The following is a 16,925-nucleotide window of genomic DNA, read 5'->3' as shown; positions in this document are numbered from 1 at the left end:
CGTTATGTTTGAGTCTTTTCAGGTTGTAACCCTGCTCACCCTGCTTACGAGACTGCTGGTAGGTGCGTACCCGCAGTGGCAGGGCTGCGCACCGTCACGTACACAGCGCATTTATTTCGCCAACCACTCGAGCCACATGGACGCGATAGTGATCTGGTCGTCCCTTCCGGCTGAGCTCCGGGCGAAAACCCGTCCGGTCGCCGCCAAGGACTACTGGGAAAAGGGCGCTCTGCGCCGCCGCATCGCTATCAAGGAACTGAAGGTTGTGCTGATCGACCGGCACCATACAGCGCACGCCAATCCTCTCGACCCGCTGATTCAGGCGCTTCACGAAGGTTCATCTCTCATCATCTTCCCGGAAGGCACCCGCCGTCCTCAGCCTCTGCCCTCTCCCTTTAAGAGCGGTCTCTGGCGTCTGATGCGCGAGTTTCCGGATGTTGAGCTGATCCCTGTCTACATTGAGAACCTTCATCGCTCCATGCCGAAAGGCACTCTGATTCCGATCCCAACGATCTGTTCAGTCCGATTCGGCGCGCCGCTTCCACACTCACCTGATGACAGCAAAGAGGACTTCCTCAACCGCGCCCGCAATGCCGTTATCCAGCTGGCTGAGTCCTAGGAGGAATTCACGATGATGCGCTTAGGTTTTCATCTTGAAGAGGCTTATCTCCTCATCCTCTCTGTCCTGATTCTGCTCGCCGCGGTTGCGACCGGGTACGGCCAGTGGGCCTCATCCCGCGCGACCACAACCCAGCAGCAGCAGCGGATCCGCCTTGTTAACTCGCGGGTTCGGTCCGCCTGGTGGCTGATCGGTATTTTTGCCGTCGCGTTCTGGCTGGGACAGGGAGCGCTTCTGGTTGTTTTCGCCTTTCTCTCGTTTTTTGTCCTGAGAGAATTCATTGCTCTCACGCCGACCCATTACACCGATCACTGGGCTCTCGTGATTGCTTTCTATGTGGCGATCCCGCTTCAGTACCTCCTGATCGCTTTTGAGCAGTACTGGTTCTTCACGCTGTTTATTCCGGTCTACCTTTTCCTGCTGCTCCCGGTCGTGATGGCGGCAACGCATGACACTGACCGCTATCTGGAGCGCGTTGCCAAGGTGCAGTGGGGCATCATGCTTTCCATTTTCTGCGTGAGCCACGCACCGGCCATTTCGCTTCTCGACTTCAACCGGTTTGCTTCCAGCGGCCCGCTGATGCTCGTCTACTTCCTCATGATGATCTTCTTCGGTGACCTCTTCGCGGTGCTGATGAGTTCGATCCTCGGAGGCAAGCCTCTCATGTCGAACCCGAACAAGACATCGAAGGGCGTTTTTGTCGGCAGCTTCATCACACTGCTCTGCGGTCTTGCGCTTTACTGGCTTACGCCGTTCCGTCTCTGGCAGGCCGGGCTCATGACACTCGCCATCATTGTGTCTGGCATCATGGGTGACCTCGTGATCTCGTCCGTGAAAAAGAGTCTCGGCGCCCGCTATAACTCAGTCGACAATCTCTACATCACGCGAGGGATTCTGGAACGCATGGCCCCTCTCACCTTTGCGGCACCGGTGTTTTATCACCTCACCGTGATCTTCTTCATGAACTGATATCCAGCCGGCTGAAAGAAGCGGAATTACTTTTATCAGCCGGTTAGGAGTAGAGTTCTCTGAACACTGTCACACTTTTACTGCGACTCCAGATCAAATGCTGAATCACGTTTACGGCGCTTACTACTATTACGGCTTTTTTCGTCTCCCGGCGGAAAGAGTTCTTTGGTGCGCCTGACGTTTTCAAGCACTGATCAAGAACGCAAGAAAAAACCGCCGGATTCCGGCGGTTTTTTTGTACCTGAACACCAACCCCTCTTCATTAACCCATCACGATAAACGGATAACAACATGCATCAGGAATTTGAGCGCTACATGACGGACGACCTTCGGATCAAGGAAATACGGGAACTGACCCCGCCTACGCATCTGATTCACGAATTCCCCTGTACGGATCTCGCTTCAGCCACGGTGCAGCGTGCCCGAACGGCCGCCCATCGGATTATCCACGGCGAAGATGACCGCCTTCTCGTCATTGTCGGCCCCTGCTCGATCCATGACCCGAAAGCGGCCCGTGAGTATGCGGAGCGACTCGTCGCAGAACGCCGCCGTCTCGCGGGGGACCTTGAAATCATCATGCGTGTCTACTTCGAGAAGCCCCGCACCACGGTCGGCTGGAAAGGCCTTATCAACGACCCGGATCTGGATGGATCCTTCCGCATCAACCACGGCCTCCGCGTGGCCCGGGGACTGATCTCTGATATCACGGAGATGGGACTCCCGATCGGCGTTGAGTTCCTCGATATGATTTCCCCGCAGTACATCGCGGACTTCGTCAGCTGGGGTGCAATCGGTGCCCGGACGACCGAGAGCCAGGTGCACCGCGAACTCGCCTCCGGTCTGTCCTGCCCGATCGGTTTCAAGAACGGGACGGATGGCAATATCAAGATCGCGACGGACGCGATCGGCGCCGCGAACCATCCGCACTGCTTCCTTGGCGTAACAAAGGCCGGTATCTCCGCCATCGTTTCCACCACCGGAAATGACGACTGCCACCTGATTCTCCGCGGCGGCAAGGCGCCGAACTATGACGCCGCAAGTGTCAAGGCGGCCTCTGAAGGTCTCGTCAAAGCCGGCCATGATCCCTTCCTCATGATTGATGCAAGCCACTCGAACAGCCACAAGATCTGCCGCAACCAGATTAATGTTGTGAGCGACATCGCGGAGCAGATTTCTGAGGGCTCCCCGAACATCATGGGCGTGATGATTGAAAGCAATCTGGTCGAAGGACGTCAGGATATCGTGCCGGGGCAGCCGCTCACCTACGGTCAGTCAGTGACGGACGCCTGCATCAGCTGGGAAGATACCGTGCCGCTGCTCGATCAGCTCGCGCGGTCCGTCCGCGACCGCCGCGCCCGCAACATGTAAAAGTCCTTATGCTGCCTTCAGATACGTTTTTTGCCATCATCCTGCCGCGGGTGTAGAGTATCTGAAGGTTTGCTATTCAGAAGTGTGCAGCAATCCTCTTTTGTTTGGAATGTCAATGAACTACCGCGCCCGTTTCTACTTTACGTTCAACTTTTTCCCCTGTCCGGCGGAAAGAGTTGTTTCGTGCGCCTAGTTTCCTCTGCACTCTCGAACGATCTCCAAACCGCCAGGACATTGGGTCCGGCGGTTTTTTTGTACGTCGGTCCCCATCCCCATTCAAACTGCTGAGGTGAAACATGAATCAAGAATTCGAACGCTACATGACCGACGACCTTCGGATCAAGGAAATCCGGGAACTTGCGCCCCCCGCGCATCTGATCCACGAGTTCCCCTGCACGGACAAGGCCTCAGCCACGGTGCAGCTCGCGCGCAACGCCGGTCACAGCATCATTCATGGGAAAGATGACCGGATGCTCGTGATCGTGGGCCCCTGCTCGATCCACGATCCGAAAGCGGCGCGCGAATACGCTTCGCGTCTTGTCGAAGTCCGGAAGCGCCTCTCTCCTGATCTTGAAATCCTGATGCGCGTCTACTTCGAGAAGCCCCGTACCACGGTTGGCTGGAAGGGGCTTATCAATGACCCGGATCTTGATGGCTCCTACCGCATCAATCACGGTCTCAGAATCGCCCGCAGCCTGATTCTCGATATCACGGAAATGGGGCTTCCAACCGCGGTTGAGTATCTCGATATGATCACCCCGCAGTACATCGCGGACCTCGTGAGCTGGGGCGCCATCGGAGCCCGGACGACCGAGAGCCAGGTGCACCGGGAACTTGCCTCCGGTCTTTCCTGCCCGATCGGGTTCAAGAACGGCACGGATGGCAATACCAAGATCGCGATCGACGCGATCGGCGCTGCGGCTCACCCTCACTGCTTCCTCTCTGTCACGAAGGGCGGCATCTCGGCTATTGTCTCAACCACCGGCAATGACGACTGCCATCTGATTCTCCGCGGCGGCAAAGAACCGAATTACGATGCCGAAAGCGTCCGCGCGGCCTCTGAAGCCCTCGTCAAAGCCCATCACCTGCCGTATCTGATGATTGACGCGAGCCACTCGAACAGCCGCAAGATCTGCCGAAATCAGATCAGCGTCGTAGAGGATATCGCCCGCCAGGTGTCGGGCGGCAGCGCAAACATCATGGGTGTCATGATTGAGAGCAACCTGGTGGAAGGCCGCCAGGATATTGTCCCGGGGAAGGAGCTTGTGTACGGCCAGTCCGTCACGGATGCCTGCCTCAGCTGGGAGGACACGGTGCCGCTGCTCGATGAACTGGCCGCGGCCGTCAGAGCCCGCCGCGCGAAGAACGCAGCCTGATAGGAAAACGGGGCGGAATTATCCGCCCCGTTCTTTTTTCCTGTCAGCTCCACTCCTGCTTCATATGAAGCAGCATAAGGAGGAATGAAACGATGGCTGCCGCGATATGAAGAGTCATCCAGTCGAAAGACGGCAGGATTGAGGCTCCCATGAAGTAATTCAGGAAGATCACGCAGCCGGAAAGAATAAGGAGAATCACGGCCGCCGCGATCGCGAGAATCACCGCGGCATCTTTTTTCCGCTTCCCTTCCAGCTTCCCTGCGGCAAGATCACGGTAAAAGCCGAGGCTTCCGGCATTATGCAGAATGACGGCCGCGAGGAAACAGAGACCGAGCACTTCGTGCGTATATCCCGGAAGAAAAAGCCCGATCAGGGCAGCTGCAAAGAAAAGCGCGGAAATAATGGCCATGTGGGGTCGCCTGGCGGAGAAGTCCTGTATTGATGCGAATTATAAGAGAGCCTTGCGGACGACCAAAAATTTGTGCGGCAGAAAAGATGAACCTTTTTTAAAATAGAGGTTTTGAGTGCCGCTTTTTCTTACTGGCCATTCTCTGAAACCCGCGCGTAAATCCGTATTAACCACGATTTCCGGCCTCGTTTCTCCCGGCCCGGCTCTTCTACCCTTTTATATAGTTGCTGCGCTGCCGCTGTTCGTATCCCGAACCGCGGGGCCTGGAGTTACGCATGAAAAATGTGCTGATTATCTACTGGAGCCATGACGGACGCACCGCCCGCATCTCGCGCCGGATCTGCGAAGTCATTGAAGCAGAGGGGCACAAGGCGACCATGATGCACGTGATGGAGGCCGAACGCGAAGGCGTTGACCTCGACAGCTACGACATCATTCTCCTCGGCTGCGCCATCCGATACGGCGAATTCAATAAGCAGTTCGTCAACTTCGTGAACAAGAACAAGGCGAAGCTCGACGCCAAGCCGAACAGCATGTTCAACATCACGGCTATCGCCCGTAATCCGGAAAAAGCGACAGTAGCGGGCAACGTTTACGCGCGCAAATTCATGGAAAACAATCCGTGGAAGCCGCACGAGATGAAGTGCTTTGCCGGCAAAGTTGACTACCCGAACTGCGGCCCCGTGGACGGATTCCTGATCCGTCTCATCATGATGATGACGAAGGGGCCGACCGACAAGCATTCCGTCAATGATTTTACGAACTGGGATGATGTCGAGGCGTATGCCCGGCACTGCCTGACACTGGCCTGAAAACAGGCCTTAGCCCGCTCCGACTCTCCTCCTCACGGTCTCTTACGAAAGAGAGCCTCCCAGTCATAACAGAAGGACTTAAAAATGCCAGAATTTCCGTGGATTTCTCATTATGCGAAGGGTGTTCCTGCAAAGATCGATCCGGACTTCTGCCCCAGCATCCCTGGCCTTCTTGAACGGGTGGCAAAGGACTACGCCGACTACCCGGCTTTCATCAGCATGGAGCAGCCGCTCACCTATCGCCAGGTGAATGACATCTCCTCTGACCTCGCGGGCTATCTCCAGTCGCTCAGCACACTGAAACCCGGCGACCGCGTCGCCATCATGATGCCGAACATTCTTCAGTATCCGGTGTCCCTTTTCGGCGTTCTGAAGGCGGGCTGCATCGCGGTCAACGTGAACCCCCTCTACACCGCCCGCGAACTGCATAATCAGCTCGCTGACAGCGGCGCGAAGGTGGTGATCATCGCCGAAACTTTCGGCAAAACGCTCGAAGAAGCCATTCCCGGCACCGCCGTTGAAACGGTGATTTCCACCGGTATTGCCGACCTCTTTCCGTTCTTCAAGCGGACGCTCGTGAATTTCGCTGTGAAGTACGTGAAAAAAATGATCACGCCCTTCAGCGTGCCGCATCTCGTCCGTTTCCGCGACGCGCTCTCCCAGGGACACTCCTCCGGTTTCCGCCCCGTGCCGCTTAAGAACACGGATGTCGCGCTTCTTCAGTACACCGGCGGCACGACCGGCGTCGCAAAGGGCGCCATGCTGACGCATCGGAATGTGCTCGCGAACGTCGAGCAGACCGGCACGTGGATTTCCCAGACCTTTGTGATCGGCAAGGAAACCGCGCTCACCGTGCTTCCGCTCTATCACATCTTCTCCTTCACCGCGACGCTCTGCTTCCTGAAGCGTGCCGCGCGCCAGGTCCTGATTGCGGATCCCCGCGACATCAACCACGTCATTGATGAGTTTGAGAAGTGGAAGCCCTCCGCTTTCCCGGCTGTCAATTCGCTTTTCAACGCGCTCACGAACAGCGAGCGTTTCTCGAAGCTCGACTTCTCAGGACTCAAGATGACGGTAGGCGGCGGCAGTCAGGTGCAGAAACCGGTCGCCGAGAAGTGGGAAAAGATCACCGGGCACACGATTCTGGAAGCGTATGGCCTTACGGAAGCATCCCCCGGCATCTGCGGCAATCTCCCGGACACCCCTTGGGACGGGTCTGTCGGTTACCCGCTTCCGTCAACCGAAATCTCTATCCGGAGTGATGACTTTGAGGATCTTGGGCGCTGCGCTGATCCTGCCCAGATTGAAGCCCACACTGGCGAAATCTGTGTGAGAGGGCCTCAGGTGATGGCCGGATACTGGAACCGCCCGGATGAAACCGCCAAGGTTATGAACGGCGACTGGCTCCGCACGGGAGACATCGGCTGGATGGACGCGGAGGGCAAGGTCACGATCACCGACCGCAAAAAGGATCTGATCATTGTCTCGGGCTACAACGTCTACCCGAATGAAGTGGAAAGCGTGATTGCGTCGAACCCGAAGGTGCTCGAGGTCGGCGTGATTGGTGAAAAGTCCAAGTCGTCAGATGAAACGATCAAGGCCGTGATCGTGAAGAAGGATCCTTCCCTCACGGCACAGGAAGTCCGCGACTGGTGCCGCGAACGGCTGACAGGCTATAAGCGTCCGAGAAAGATTGTCTTTGCGGACGCGCTTCCGAAGTCCCCGGTCGGAAAGATTCTCCGCCGGGAACTGCGGAATATCCGCTGAAAGCCTGTAAATCAGGACGCGGCGGCTTCGACGAGAATCTCGCGGCCGCTTCCCTGAACGGATACCACCTCCCCGCCCCGGAGCTTCGCTCCCCGGCGGGTTTCTTTTTCGCCGTTCACGGTCACATCGCCCGACTGAATCATCTCCTTCGCGACACCGCCGCTCGGGGCGAGTCCGGTCGCCTTGAGAAGCGCGTCCAACTTGATGAATTCACCATTCAGCAGAAACTTTTCCTGAGCCATTCTTACTTTCCTTCTTTATCCATGAGTTCGATCACTTCGAGAAGCGCAGTCCGGATCTCGGAGAGGGTTTCTGCCGCGCTGCGGCAGGAGAATGCATTGACCGCCTGTCCGACCGGCATGCGGAGCAGATCCTGACGGCCGGCCCTGACGGCTGCCTCCATCATATCCTGCATGATGTAGCGCTGGTACGGATAACCGGCAGAACGGACACCTGCCCTGCTGAGAGCCTCGATAAGACCATTCTTCATCACGCGTTCCAGCCGCCCGGAGAAGAGATCCGTGAGACAGGTGGCCGTGTCGCTCGCCGCAATCATCGCGTCGCGCATCAGTTTCGGGGCTCCGGCTTCAGGAGAGCAGGCCAGCGCGGAACCCACCATCACGGCGGATGCTCCGGCCATCATGGCCCCTTTCACTGAGAATGCGGAACCAATGCCGCCTGAGGCAATCAGGGGCAGCTTCAGTGCCCGGGCCGCTTCGGGAAGCAGAACGGAAAGCCCCACGGAGGCTTCCTCGGGATCACTCTCAAAGTAGAGCCTCGGGCCGCCCGCCTCAACACCCTGCAGAATCACCGCGTCGCTGTCCGCCGCACGCTGCACCTTGGCTTCACGTAGCGTCGTGGCGGCTCCCAGGATATAGACCCCGGCCTGATGCAGTTTTTCTCCGTAGACCTCGCGGAAACCGCCGAAAGTGCAGCTCACAACAGGCACTCCGGTTTCGAGAACCGCCTCCAGCTGAGACTCAAACTCGGGTTCGCTGAAACGGCTGAAGTCGACCTTTTCCTCGAGTCCCAGTTCCTTTCTCAGGTCGGAAAGGGCATACGCCACTTTCTCAGCCTGCTCCAGAGATCCTCGGTCACGGGGAGGAATCCGAAGATTGATGCCGAAAGGACGGTCCGTGAGTCGTTTCGTCTGAGCAGCCGCCGAAATAATTTCCTCCGGACTCATCAGGTCGGCCGCCAGGATCCCAAGACCTCCGGCGTTACTCACGGCAGCTACCAGTTCCGGCGTCGTAATACCCGTCATCGGCGCTGAAAGCAGCGGCACCTCAATTCCCAGCCGCCCGCAGAAATCACGGATTCTCTTTACCCTCAGCGTCATGGCCAAACCTCCCGTTGTCACTCTGTCCGCATGATGCGGAACGCCTCAGCGGGCCGCATCTGTCATGCGGGAATTGAAAAGACTTTATTATGAGCTCTAATTGAAAATCACTGGATGCATGCATCCGTCAGATCGGGTTATGGAAAAAGTCGTTGTAGGAATGTCAGGCGGCGTGGACTCCGCGGTCAGCGCCTGGCTGCTGAAAGAGCAGGGGTACGACGTGGTCGGCCTCTTTATGAAGAACTGGGAGGATGACGATAACGGCGAGTACTGCACTAGCCGTCAGGATCTCATCGATGCCTCAAGCGTCGCCGATCTGATCGGAATCGATCTTCAGGCCGTGAATTTCGCGAAGGAATATAAGGAACGCGTTTTCTCCATTTTTCTTCGCGAATATGAAGCCGGCCGTACGCCGAACCCGGATGTGCTCTGCAACTCGGAAATCAAATTCCGGGCGTTTCTCGATCACGCGGTCAATATGGGCGCGGACTGGATCGCGACAGGTCACTATGCGAGAACCCGCCGCCTTGATGACGGCACGGTGCAGCTTCTGAGGGGATCGGATCCCGGGAAGGATCAGAGTTACTTCCTGCACCGTCTCTCTCAGGAGCAGGTGAGCCGCGCGATTTTCCCGGTGGGCGGCATGATGAAGACTGAAGTCCGCGCCATCGCGAAAAAGATCGGGCTGCCGGTTGCCGAGAAGAAGGACTCCACCGGTATCTGCTTTATCGGTGAACGCCCCTTCCGGGAATTCCTCGAGCGCTATCTGCCGACGAAAGAGGGTGAGATCAGAACGCCTGACGGCACGCCTGAAGGCCGTGTGATCGGAAAGCACATCGGACTCGCTTTCTATACGATTGGTCAGCGAAAGGGGATCGGTATCGGCGGATGCCGCGATTCGGAAGAAAAGCCCTGGTTTGTTGCAAAAAAGGACATCCGGACAAATACACTTTGGGTCGTGCAGGGGCATGACCACCCGTGGCTCCTCGGTGACCATCTGTTCGCGGATTCCCCTTCCTGGATTTCCGGTCACGCGCCAGAAGCCGGATCAAAGCTCGGTGTCAAAACCCGCTACCGCCAGGCTGACTGCCCGGCCACGCTTGCCTCAGTTGACGGAGAGCAGTTTGCGGTGAAGTTTGATGAACCGCAGTGGGCCGTTACCCCTGGTCAGAGCGCCGTGCTCTATGACGGGGAAGTCTGCCTCGGCGGCGGTTTTATTGAAGGGCTCAGCAACGGCCAGGCACGGTAGGCCCCTGCTTTCAGGCACAAAAAAGAGCCCCCTCAGGGGGCTCTTCTTTTACGGTTTCAGTCTGACTCAGGAAGCGGAAGCGGCTTTCTTGGCCGCGATCTTCTTCCGGGTATAGAGACCTGCGAGAAGCACAATCAGGGCGCAGATCACCTCAGCGACCATCTTCCAGCTTTCCACGCCGGGGACATGGTTCACCACGAACGAGTCCGACGTAAAGAGACCGCCCGCGATCCAGCCAAGCATCGCGCCGCCGAACAGCACGATCACCGGGAACTTATCAAGAATCTTCATGATGATCTGGCTGCCGCCGACAATGAACGGGACTGAGACAAGCAGACCGAAGATCACGAGCATCGTCTGATGCGCTTCATGTGCCTGCTGGGCGGCGCCTGCAATGGCGATCACGTTATCAATCGACATCACCATGTCGGCAACAATAATCGTCTTGATCGCGCTGAAGAGCTTCGTATTTCCTTTGATATGCTCCTCCTCACTATCGTCATCCGGCAGGATCAGCTTGTAGCCGATCCAGAGCAGGAGGCAGCCGCCGACCACCTTAAGGAAGGGGAGATTCAGCAGGAGCACTGCGAAGGTGATCAGGATCACACGCAGAATGATGGCGCCAGCCGTACCCCAGAAAACACCCTTGGATCGCTGATCCTTCGGCAGATTGCGGCACGCAAGAGCGATCACCACCGCGTTGTCGCCGCCGAGCAGGATGTCGATCATGATGATCTGACCGACCGCTCCCCAATGCATGTTTGTAAATACGTCAATAATCCAAGCTAGCACTTCATCCTCTTAAAGTTGATTTCTACCAACCAGTTATCTTATATGTTCTGACGGGCTCTTTGCAGTACCCGTGACACAATTGCATACGAAAACCCCCGGGACATCAGAAAGCGGATCTGTTTAGCCTTCTCTTTCTGATCTTCCGGATAAGAAGAAAACCGCTTCTCCCAGACACTCCAGGCACGGTCCTCCTCGCTGCCGGCGAGTCCCTCGATCGCCCGATCGATTTCCTCCCCGCTTAATCCCCGCTGTCTCAGCTCCATGCGGAGCCGGGACTGACCGTAGCGCGAAGCTTTGGCTCGCAGAAACTGCTCAGCGAAACGTTCGTTTGAGAGATATCCCTTCTCTTCAAGATAGTCGAGCACCTCGTCCACCTTGGCGTCGTCCTCGGAACCCAGGCGGCGAAGCTTTTCCCCAAGCTCCCGCCTCGAATACTCACGGCGGGAAAGATAGGAAACCGCTCTTGCGAGAAGGGACGGCTTTTCTTTACGGGAACCGGCGCGACGGCCGGCTCCCATCTCTTCAGGAGTCTGCTCCATCACTTTCAGAGCAGCTCATCCGGGGAGAAATCTTCTTCCTCATCCAGATCATCCACGCGGGTCTCTTCCTCCGGCACTTCATCCGAAGAATTCTTCTCAGCAGCGGGCTTGTCAGCCGCTGCCGCCGGGGCCTTGGCGGGGGAGGCGGGTTTCACGGTGCCCTCCCCAACGCGGTTTACACCCTTGATCGCCCGGATCTTGTTCTCAATTTCGAGAGCCACTTCCGGGTGTTCCTTCAGGTATTCGCTCGCCTTATCCTTGCCCTGGCCGATCTTCTCGCCGTTGTAGCTGTACCAGGCACCGGCCTTGTCAACGATATCGAGGTCAGAGCCCAGCGTCAGAATCTCGCTCTCGCGGGAAATGCCTTCGCCGTAGTAAATATCAAAGATGGCCTGACGGAACGGAGGCGCAACCTTGTTCTTCACAACCTTCACGCGGGTCTCGGCGCCGATAATATCGTCCCCCTTCTTGATGGAACCGGCGCGGCGGATATCAAGACGCACCGAGCTGTAGAACTTCAGCGCGTTGCCGCCCGTCGTCACTTCCGGGTTGCCATAGGAAACGCCGATCTTCATACGGATCTGGTTAATGAAGATCACCATGCACTGAGTCCGGTTGATCGATGCCGTGAGCTTACGGAGTGCCTGGCTCATCAGACGGGCCTGGAGACCAGGGAGCGCATCGCCCATTTCACCCTCGATTTCAGCCTTAGGCGTCAGAGCGGCAACCGAGTCAACCACAATCAGGTCGACCGCGCCGGATCGGACCAGCGCGTCGCAGATATCGAGCGCCTGCTCACCATTATCCGGCTGGGAAATGAGGAGCTTCTTCAGATCAACGCCGATCTTTTCAGCGTACTGCGGGTCAAGCGCGTGTTCCGCGTCGATAAAAGCGCAGGTGCCGCCCATCTTCTGCATCTCGGCCACAACCTGCAGCGTGAGGGTCGTCTTGCCGGAGGATTCAGGGCCGTAGACCTCGATCACACGGCCGCGCGGCAGGCCGCCGACGCCCAGCGCGATATCCAGGCCGAGGGAGCCTGTCGACACAACGCTGATATCCTGCGCGACGCTCGTGTCGTCCATCTTCATGATGGAACCCTTGCCGAACTGCTTCTCAATCTGAGCAAGGGCGGCGTTCAAAGCCTTCTGACGCTCCTGTTCCTCTTCGATGCGGACCGCGCGGACAGGTGCCTTATCCTTGGACTTCTTATCTGCTGCCATAACTTGTTCCCTTTCCCTCTTTCCGGTGACGCCCTTAGGTAAGGCCGGGACACGGGGGAAGATTGATCCTATTATTGAATTTCGGACACCCGGTGCGCGTCAGGCAGGGGTACCAAATCGTTTTTTCTGCACATCATCTTGACTGCTGTCGTAAATACTGTAGAGGCTTATTGAGGTCAGATGTTTTAGTGTTTACCCTAAACAATGAGACCAAATTGTAAGCTCAAATTTTTTTATTTTCCGATTCCCTTGACATCTTTAGGAATCCGTAACATAATTCGTGATCTGATTAGCTGTATCCCTGTCTTTCACAAGAGAGGCCTGGGTTGCGAGGGTCGTTAGCTCAGCCGGTAGAGCAGCGGACTTTTAATCCGTTGGTCGCGAGTTCGAATCTCACACGACCCACCATTACAGTTAACTAAAGAATTTCGGGCGCGTAGCTCAGTTGGTAGAGCAGCGGACTCTTAATCCGTCGGTCCAGGGTTCGACCCCCTGCGCACCCACCAAAATTCGATGTACCAAAGCGAAAGCTTTGCAAGTATGGGCGCGTAGCTCAGTTGGTAGAGCAGCGGACTCTTAATCCGTCGGTCCAGGGTTCGACCCCCTGCGCACCCACCATACAATTAGTTCGACAGAGCCTTCGGGCTTTGCTTGGGCGCGTAGCTCAGTTGGTAGAGCAGCGGACTCTTAATCCGTCGGTCCAGGGTTCGACCCCCTGCGCACCCACCAATTCAGAAGGGCAGAACGTAACAGTTCTGCCCTTTTTTCTTAGCCGCCGGACCGTATTCAGATTCTTCAGCCCGGCCTTGGTAATACGGCATAAGATCACGCATTAAATCCGAACTTTCCGCATTTTTCGGCTTTTCACCGATACACTGCATGAAAGTCAACTTCTTTGGCAGGCTTTCGAACTGTCAATGCTGAGATTTGGGAAATGATTGAACTTAAACATATCTGGCAGACCTATAAGTCCCCGGACGGAAAGACGACACTCGATGCCGTCAAGGATGTCTCCATCACAATCAATGACGGAGAAATTTTCGGTGTCCTCGGACGAAGCGGCGCGGGCAAATCCACGCTGGTTCGATGTATCAACCTCCTCAACCGGCCCACAAAGGGCAATGTCATTGTGGACGGTCAGGATCTCACGAAGCTGAGCGCCTCCGAGCTTCGCCGCGTCCGTCACAAGATCGGCATGATCTTCCAGCACTTCAACCTGCTCTCCTCCCGCACGGTCTACGACAACGTGGCCCTGCCGCTCGAGCTTGCCGGTGTCAGCCGTGACAAGATCAGGGAAAAGGTTACGCCGCTGCTTGAGCTCGTCGGCCTTACGGAACATGCGAAGAAGTATCCCGCGCAGCTTTCCGGCGGTCAGAAGCAGCGTGTCGGTATTGCCCGAGCCCTGGCCAACGACCCGACTGTTCTGCTTTCTGACGAAGCCACCTCGGCTCTCGACCCGGAAACCACGACGTCCACCCTCGCCCTGCTGCGCAAGATCAATAAGGAACTCGGCGTCACGATCGTGATGATCACCCACCAGATGGAAGTGGTGAAGCAGATCTGTGAACGCATCGTCGTCATGGATCATGGCGAAGTGATCGAAGAGGGCAGCGTGCTGGATGTCTTCCGCAATCCGCGTCACCCGACGACCCGCAGCATGCTGAGCGGCATCCTGTGCACAGAGCTTCCGGCTCAGGTCGTGCAGCACATCCGCGACATTTTCAAGGCTCACCCGAACGATTGCAATAAGGCGCTGCGCATCACCTTCGTCGGCGAAGAGGCGACGGAGCCTGTGATCGCCACCTGCGCGACCCGCTACGGCGTGAACTTCAATATTCTCGCTGGCCAGATTTCCGAAATCCAGGAAAGCACTTTCAGCAGCCTCACCGTCGTGTGTTCCTGCTCTCAGGAAGCTTACGACCGGGTCCGCGAATATCTGATTTCCAACAACATTCAGATTGAGGAGCTTAACGATGCTGTTAACGCCTGAAATGATTGATATGATGCTGGACTCCTTCATCGAAACCCTCATCATGGTGGGTATCGCTGGAGTCATCGGCGGGGCGATCGGCATTCCGCTTGGCATCCTTCTGCATGTCACTTCCCCTCAGGGCATTCTGTCGGCGAAGGTCTTTAACCGCACGATCGGTGTGCTGGTCAACGCGGTCCGTTCTACCCCGTTCATCATCCTGCTCGTCGCCATTCAGCCGCTCACGCGCCTGATCGTTGGCACGTCTATCGGCACCTCCGCCGCTCTCGTGCCGCTGACGATCGCGGCCGCTCCGATGATCTCGCGTCTCGTGGAATCGAGCCTGCGTGAAGTGGACAAGGGACTGATTGAGGCCGCTCTCTCCATGGGCGCCACCAGCATGCAGATCATCCGCAAGGTCCTGCTCCCTGAAGCTCTGCCTGGCATTATTGCCGGTATCACGATTGCACTCGTGTCCCTCGTCGGTGCCTCGGCCATGGCCGGCGCGATCGGCGGCGGCGGTCTCGGCGACCTCGCCATCCGCTACGGCTACCAGCGCTTCATGCCTGAAATCATGTACTCGGTCGTGGTGATCCTGATCGTGTTCGTCCAGGCCATGCAGTCTCTCGGTGACTGGACCGTCCGCAAGGTCTCTCACCGCTGATAACAACGGAGATCGGAGATTGGCAATTTTCTCCGATCCCTGTTATTATTCAATGCCTATGCGGGCGTAGCTCAATGGCAGAGCTGTAGCTTCCCAAGCTACTGACGAGGGTTCGATTCCCTTCGCCCGCTCCAGATTAGAAACCGACATACCTTTGAGTGTGTCGGTTTTTTCATAGGAATTTCCCGTTTCAAATGCCGAATGAACTTTCCCCCGAACAGCTTGAAGAACTGAAGTCGAGGCATATCCGAAGCTTCTCCATGCGCCGCGGCCATATCAGCCACGCACAGGAAAAAGCCTTTGAAGAAGTCTTCCCGCTTTACGAAGTGCCTTACGCTGAAGCCCCGCTCAATTTTGAAGAGGTTTTCGGGCGCAAAGCTCCCGTTGTCTTCGAGATCGGCTGCGGCATGGGAGAAACCACGGCAGCGATCGCTCAGGCCCATCCTGAAGTCAATTTCCTTGGCTGCGAAGTGTTTGTCGCCGGCGTCGGCGCACTGTCAAAGCGCATCAAGGAAATGGAGCTGAAGAATGTCCGCATCATCCGTCATGACGCGGTCGATGTGATCGAGCATATGATCCCGCCCGAATCGCTTGACGGCGTCCATATCTATTTCCCGGATCCCTGGCGCAAAGCCCGCCATCATAAGCGCCGCCTCGTCGCCCAGCCTTTCATTGGGAAACTCTGCACGAGAATCCGTCAGGGCGGCTATATTCACTGCGCCACAGACTGGCAGAACTATGCCGAGCAGATGCTGGACGTGCTGTCCCACGAGCCTGCGCTCCAGGACTGGAAGGGAGAGGGCTACTGCCCGATCCAGGGGAATCCGCTCTGTGAGCGCCCCCGCACCAAGTTCCAGGCCCGGGGAGAAAACCTCGGTCACGGAATCTGGGATCTCGTTTATATCAAGCGATAAAACGACCGCCCACGAAAAAGCCGGCTTTTAACGCCGGCTTTTTTTTCATGTCTTAGAGAATCACTCCCGTGTACCAGAGCCCCATCACCAGAGCTCCGAAAAGGATCCGGTACCAGCCGAATCCCCGGAAATTGTTGTGAGCCACAAACCGGAGCAGCCAGTTCACGACGATCAGAGCGGAGAAGAATGACACGGCGCCGCCGAGCAGCAGGCCTCCGACATTAAGCTCCGCCACACTGTCACGCATCTTCCAGAGGTCATAGACCGTTGCGCCGAAAATGGTCGGGATCGCAAGGAAGAAGGAGAACTCCGTCGCCGCTTTCCGGGAAAGACCGCAGATCATGCCGCCGATAATGGTGGCTCCGGATCGGCTGACCCCCGGAATCATCGCGAAGCACTGCATGACGCCAACCTTCAGCGCGTCGCGCCAGTTCATGTCATCCATCTCATGCACCCGGGGGGCGATTTTTCCTGCGGCGATCATCCGCTCGACAGCAAGAATAATGAGACCGCCGATCACAAGCGTTGTCGACACTGTGACGACATTGAAGAGCCGGCTCTGAATGAAGTGAGCGAAGAGCACGCCCGCGACCGCGGCCGGCAGGAAAGCAACCACCGTATTCACGGCGAGATTCTGTTCACGCCCCGGACGGAGAAAGTTCATAACGACCTTCCAGATCCGCTCACGGTAAAACCAGCAGACAGCGAAAATAGCACCCGCCTGAATGCCGACAATAAATGTCTCCCGATCCGGCGGACTGAACCGCATGACATCGGCAGCCACAATCAGGTGGCCAGTGGAAGAAATCGGCAGAAATTCCGTCAGGCCTTCCACAATGCCCATCAGAATGACCTGTATGTAGTAAATCAAATCCATGTTGTTCCCGAAGACGCCGGTGGAGGCAGACCCATCCCCTCA

17 protein-coding genes and 5 tRNA genes are annotated in these 16,925 nt (G+C 56.9%); 15 read left to right on the top strand and 7 right to left on the bottom strand.

Going from position 1 to position 16,925, the window contains the following annotated elements:
* Window positions 1-4 precede the first annotated feature (4 nt).
* From M4NBBH2_RS04165 to aroG (M4NBBH2_RS04150), 4 genes are all read left to right on the top strand, one after another.
* Window positions 5-619 (top strand): lysophospholipid acyltransferase family protein, encoded by a 615-nt coding sequence (locus M4NBBH2_RS04165; RefSeq protein WP_116269827.1) that lies wholly within the window; start codon window positions 5-7, stop codon window positions 617-619.
* 12 nt (window positions 620-631) lie between these two features.
* Window positions 632-1,588: a phosphatidate cytidylyltransferase gene (locus M4NBBH2_RS04160; protein WP_022443265.1), complete on the top strand. Its 957-nt coding sequence runs from the start codon at window positions 632-634 to the stop codon at window positions 1,586-1,588.
* Between the two features lie 291 nt (window positions 1,589-1,879).
* Complete coding sequence (aroG, locus tag M4NBBH2_RS04155; RefSeq protein WP_269148210.1) at window positions 1,880-2,956, top strand: 3-deoxy-7-phosphoheptulonate synthase AroG; 1,077 nt, start codon at window positions 1,880-1,882, stop codon at window positions 2,954-2,956.
* A 296-nt stretch (window positions 2,957-3,252) separates the two neighbouring features.
* Window positions 3,253-4,332: a 3-deoxy-7-phosphoheptulonate synthase AroG gene (aroG, locus tag M4NBBH2_RS04150; RefSeq protein WP_116269826.1), complete on the top strand. Its 1,080-nt coding sequence runs from the start codon at window positions 3,253-3,255 to the stop codon at window positions 4,330-4,332.
* A 43-nt stretch (window positions 4,333-4,375) separates the two neighbouring features.
* Here aroG (M4NBBH2_RS04150) and M4NBBH2_RS04145 read toward each other — a convergent pair whose 3' ends face one another.
* A complete protein-coding gene (locus M4NBBH2_RS04145) occupies window positions 4,376-4,741 on the bottom strand; it encodes a hypothetical protein (protein WP_116269825.1) in 366 nt (121 codons plus the stop codon).
* 275 nt (window positions 4,742-5,016) lie between these two features.
* On the opposite strand from M4NBBH2_RS04145, the gene hemG reads away from it, so the two are divergent.
* Together hemG and M4NBBH2_RS04135 are read left to right on the top strand one after the other, a co-directional pair.
* Window positions 5,017-5,553, top strand: coding sequence for a menaquinone-dependent protoporphyrinogen IX dehydrogenase (hemG, locus tag M4NBBH2_RS04140; RefSeq protein ID WP_022442833.1), 537 nt, complete (start codon window positions 5,017-5,019; stop codon window positions 5,551-5,553).
* Window positions 5,554-5,637: 84 nt separating this feature from the next.
* Window positions 5,638-7,320 carry an AMP-binding protein gene (locus tag M4NBBH2_RS04135; RefSeq protein ID WP_116269824.1) on the top strand — a complete coding sequence of 561 codons (1,683 nt, stop codon included), beginning with the start codon at window positions 5,638-5,640 and terminating at the stop codon, window positions 7,318-7,320.
* Window positions 7,321-7,331: 11 nt separating this feature from the next.
* On the opposite strand, the gene M4NBBH2_RS04130 is transcribed toward M4NBBH2_RS04135, so the two are convergent.
* Together M4NBBH2_RS04130 and M4NBBH2_RS04125 are read right to left on the bottom strand one after the other, a co-directional pair.
* On the bottom strand, window positions 7,332-7,562 hold the full coding sequence (locus M4NBBH2_RS04130; RefSeq protein WP_116269823.1) for an RNA-binding S4 domain-containing protein: 231 nt from the start codon (window positions 7,560-7,562) through the stop codon (window positions 7,332-7,334).
* 2 nt (window positions 7,563-7,564) lie between these two features.
* Window positions 7,565-8,659, bottom strand: coding sequence for an NAD(P)H-dependent flavin oxidoreductase (locus M4NBBH2_RS04125; protein WP_116269822.1), 1,095 nt, complete (start codon window positions 8,657-8,659; stop codon window positions 7,565-7,567).
* A 139-nt stretch (window positions 8,660-8,798) separates the two neighbouring features.
* Between M4NBBH2_RS04125 and mnmA the strand changes: the two genes are divergently transcribed.
* Window positions 8,799-9,908: a tRNA 2-thiouridine(34) synthase MnmA gene (gene mnmA / locus M4NBBH2_RS04120; protein ID WP_116269821.1), complete on the top strand. Its 1,110-nt coding sequence runs from the start codon at window positions 8,799-8,801 to the stop codon at window positions 9,906-9,908.
* A gap of 66 nt (window positions 9,909-9,974) precedes the next feature.
* Here the strand turns inward: mnmA and M4NBBH2_RS04115 are convergent, their stop codons facing one another.
* From M4NBBH2_RS04115 to recA, 3 genes are read right to left on the bottom strand one after another with little or no spacing between them, the layout of a single operon-like run.
* A complete protein-coding gene (locus M4NBBH2_RS04115; RefSeq protein ID WP_170135134.1) occupies window positions 9,975-10,688 on the bottom strand; it encodes a TerC family protein in 714 nt (237 codons plus the stop codon).
* A 50-nt stretch (window positions 10,689-10,738) separates the two neighbouring features.
* Window positions 10,739-11,239 carry a recombination regulator RecX gene (gene recX / locus M4NBBH2_RS04110; RefSeq protein ID WP_116269819.1) on the bottom strand — a complete coding sequence of 167 codons (501 nt, stop codon included), beginning with the start codon at window positions 11,237-11,239 and terminating at the stop codon, window positions 10,739-10,741.
* A gap of 5 nt (window positions 11,240-11,244) precedes the next feature.
* Window positions 11,245-12,459 carry a recombinase RecA gene (gene recA / locus M4NBBH2_RS04105; protein WP_116269818.1) on the bottom strand — a complete coding sequence of 405 codons (1,215 nt, stop codon included), beginning with the start codon at window positions 12,457-12,459 and terminating at the stop codon, window positions 11,245-11,247.
* Between the two features lie 332 nt (window positions 12,460-12,791).
* On the opposite strand from recA, the gene M4NBBH2_RS04100 reads away from it, so the two are divergent.
* The 8 genes from M4NBBH2_RS04100 to trmB all read left to right on the top strand — a co-directional run bounded on the left by M4NBBH2_RS04100 (window position 12,792) and on the right by trmB (window position 16,006).
* Window positions 12,792-12,867, top strand: a tRNA-Lys gene (locus tag M4NBBH2_RS04100).
* 22 nt (window positions 12,868-12,889) lie between these two features.
* A tRNA-Lys gene (locus M4NBBH2_RS04095) sits at window positions 12,890-12,965 on the top strand.
* 36 nt (window positions 12,966-13,001) lie between these two features.
* A tRNA-Lys gene (locus M4NBBH2_RS04090) sits at window positions 13,002-13,077 on the top strand.
* Window positions 13,078-13,112: 35 nt separating this feature from the next.
* Window positions 13,113-13,188, top strand: a tRNA-Lys gene (locus M4NBBH2_RS04085).
* A gap of 205 nt (window positions 13,189-13,393) precedes the next feature.
* A complete protein-coding gene (locus M4NBBH2_RS04080; RefSeq protein ID WP_116269817.1) occupies window positions 13,394-14,449 on the top strand; it encodes a methionine ABC transporter ATP-binding protein in 1,056 nt (351 codons plus the stop codon).
* Complete coding sequence (locus M4NBBH2_RS04075; protein WP_235005592.1) at window positions 14,433-15,092, top strand: methionine ABC transporter permease; 660 nt, start codon at window positions 14,433-14,435, stop codon at window positions 15,090-15,092. Before M4NBBH2_RS04080 ends, M4NBBH2_RS04075 begins: the two co-directional genes overlap by 17 nt.
* Window positions 15,093-15,152: 60 nt before the next feature.
* Window positions 15,153-15,226, top strand: a tRNA-Gly gene (locus tag M4NBBH2_RS04070).
* Window positions 15,227-15,286: 60 nt separating this feature from the next.
* Window positions 15,287-16,006 (top strand): tRNA (guanosine(46)-N7)-methyltransferase TrmB, encoded by a 720-nt coding sequence (gene trmB / locus M4NBBH2_RS04065; RefSeq protein ID WP_116269815.1) that lies wholly within the window; start codon window positions 15,287-15,289, stop codon window positions 16,004-16,006.
* A 52-nt stretch (window positions 16,007-16,058) separates the two neighbouring features.
* On the opposite strand, the gene M4NBBH2_RS04060 is transcribed toward trmB, so the two are convergent.
* Window positions 16,059-16,883, bottom strand: a complete 825-nt coding sequence (locus tag M4NBBH2_RS04060) for an undecaprenyl-diphosphate phosphatase (protein ID WP_116269814.1) — start codon at window positions 16,881-16,883, stop codon at window positions 16,059-16,061.
* Between the last annotated feature and the right edge of the window lie 42 nt (window positions 16,884-16,925).

The organism is Mesosutterella multiformis (assembly GCF_003402575.1).
GTDB lineage: Bacteria > Pseudomonadota > Gammaproteobacteria > Burkholderiales > Burkholderiaceae_F > Mesosutterella > Mesosutterella multiformis.
This window is presented reverse-complemented; position numbering and strand designations above follow the sequence as displayed.

What these genes read in the sequence shown, in the direction of transcription:
- M4NBBH2_RS04165 (WP_116269827.1), top strand. Translation starts at nt 5, where the DNA reads ATGTTTGAGTCTTTTCAGGTTGTAACCCTGCTCACCCTGCTTACGAGA.
- M4NBBH2_RS04160 (WP_022443265.1), top strand. Translation starts at nt 632, where the DNA reads ATGATGCGCTTAGGTTTTCATCTTGAAGAGGCTTATCTCCTCATCCTC.
- aroG (WP_269148210.1), top strand. Translation starts at nt 1,880, where the DNA reads ATGCATCAGGAATTTGAGCGCTACATGACGGACGACCTTCGGATCAAG.
- aroG (WP_116269826.1), top strand. Translation starts at nt 3,253, where the DNA reads ATGAATCAAGAATTCGAACGCTACATGACCGACGACCTTCGGATCAAG.
- M4NBBH2_RS04145 (WP_116269825.1), bottom strand. Translation starts at nt 4,741, where the DNA reads ATGGCCATTATTTCCGCGCTTTTCTTTGCAGCTGCCCTGATCGGGCTT.
- hemG (WP_022442833.1), top strand. Translation starts at nt 5,017, where the DNA reads ATGAAAAATGTGCTGATTATCTACTGGAGCCATGACGGACGCACCGCC.
- M4NBBH2_RS04135 (WP_116269824.1), top strand. Translation starts at nt 5,638, where the DNA reads ATGCCAGAATTTCCGTGGATTTCTCATTATGCGAAGGGTGTTCCTGCA.
- M4NBBH2_RS04130 (WP_116269823.1), bottom strand. Translation starts at nt 7,562, where the DNA reads ATGGCTCAGGAAAAGTTTCTGCTGAATGGTGAATTCATCAAGTTGGAC.
- M4NBBH2_RS04125 (WP_116269822.1), bottom strand. Translation starts at nt 8,659, where the DNA reads ATGACGCTGAGGGTAAAGAGAATCCGTGATTTCTGCGGGCGGCTGGGA.
- mnmA (WP_116269821.1), top strand. Translation starts at nt 8,799, where the DNA reads ATGGAAAAAGTCGTTGTAGGAATGTCAGGCGGCGTGGACTCCGCGGTC.
- recX (WP_116269819.1), bottom strand. Translation starts at nt 11,239, where the DNA reads ATGGAGCAGACTCCTGAAGAGATGGGAGCCGGCCGTCGCGCCGGTTCC.
- recA (WP_116269818.1), bottom strand. Translation starts at nt 12,459, where the DNA reads ATGGCAGCAGATAAGAAGTCCAAGGATAAGGCACCTGTCCGCGCGGTC.
- M4NBBH2_RS04080 (WP_116269817.1), top strand. Translation starts at nt 13,394, where the DNA reads ATGATTGAACTTAAACATATCTGGCAGACCTATAAGTCCCCGGACGGA.
- M4NBBH2_RS04075 (WP_235005592.1), top strand. Translation starts at nt 14,433, where the DNA reads ATGCTGTTAACGCCTGAAATGATTGATATGATGCTGGACTCCTTCATC.
- trmB (WP_116269815.1), top strand. Translation starts at nt 15,287, where the DNA reads ATGCCGAATGAACTTTCCCCCGAACAGCTTGAAGAACTGAAGTCGAGG.
- M4NBBH2_RS04060 (WP_116269814.1), bottom strand. Translation starts at nt 16,883, where the DNA reads ATGGATTTGATTTACTACATACAGGTCATTCTGATGGGCATTGTGGAA.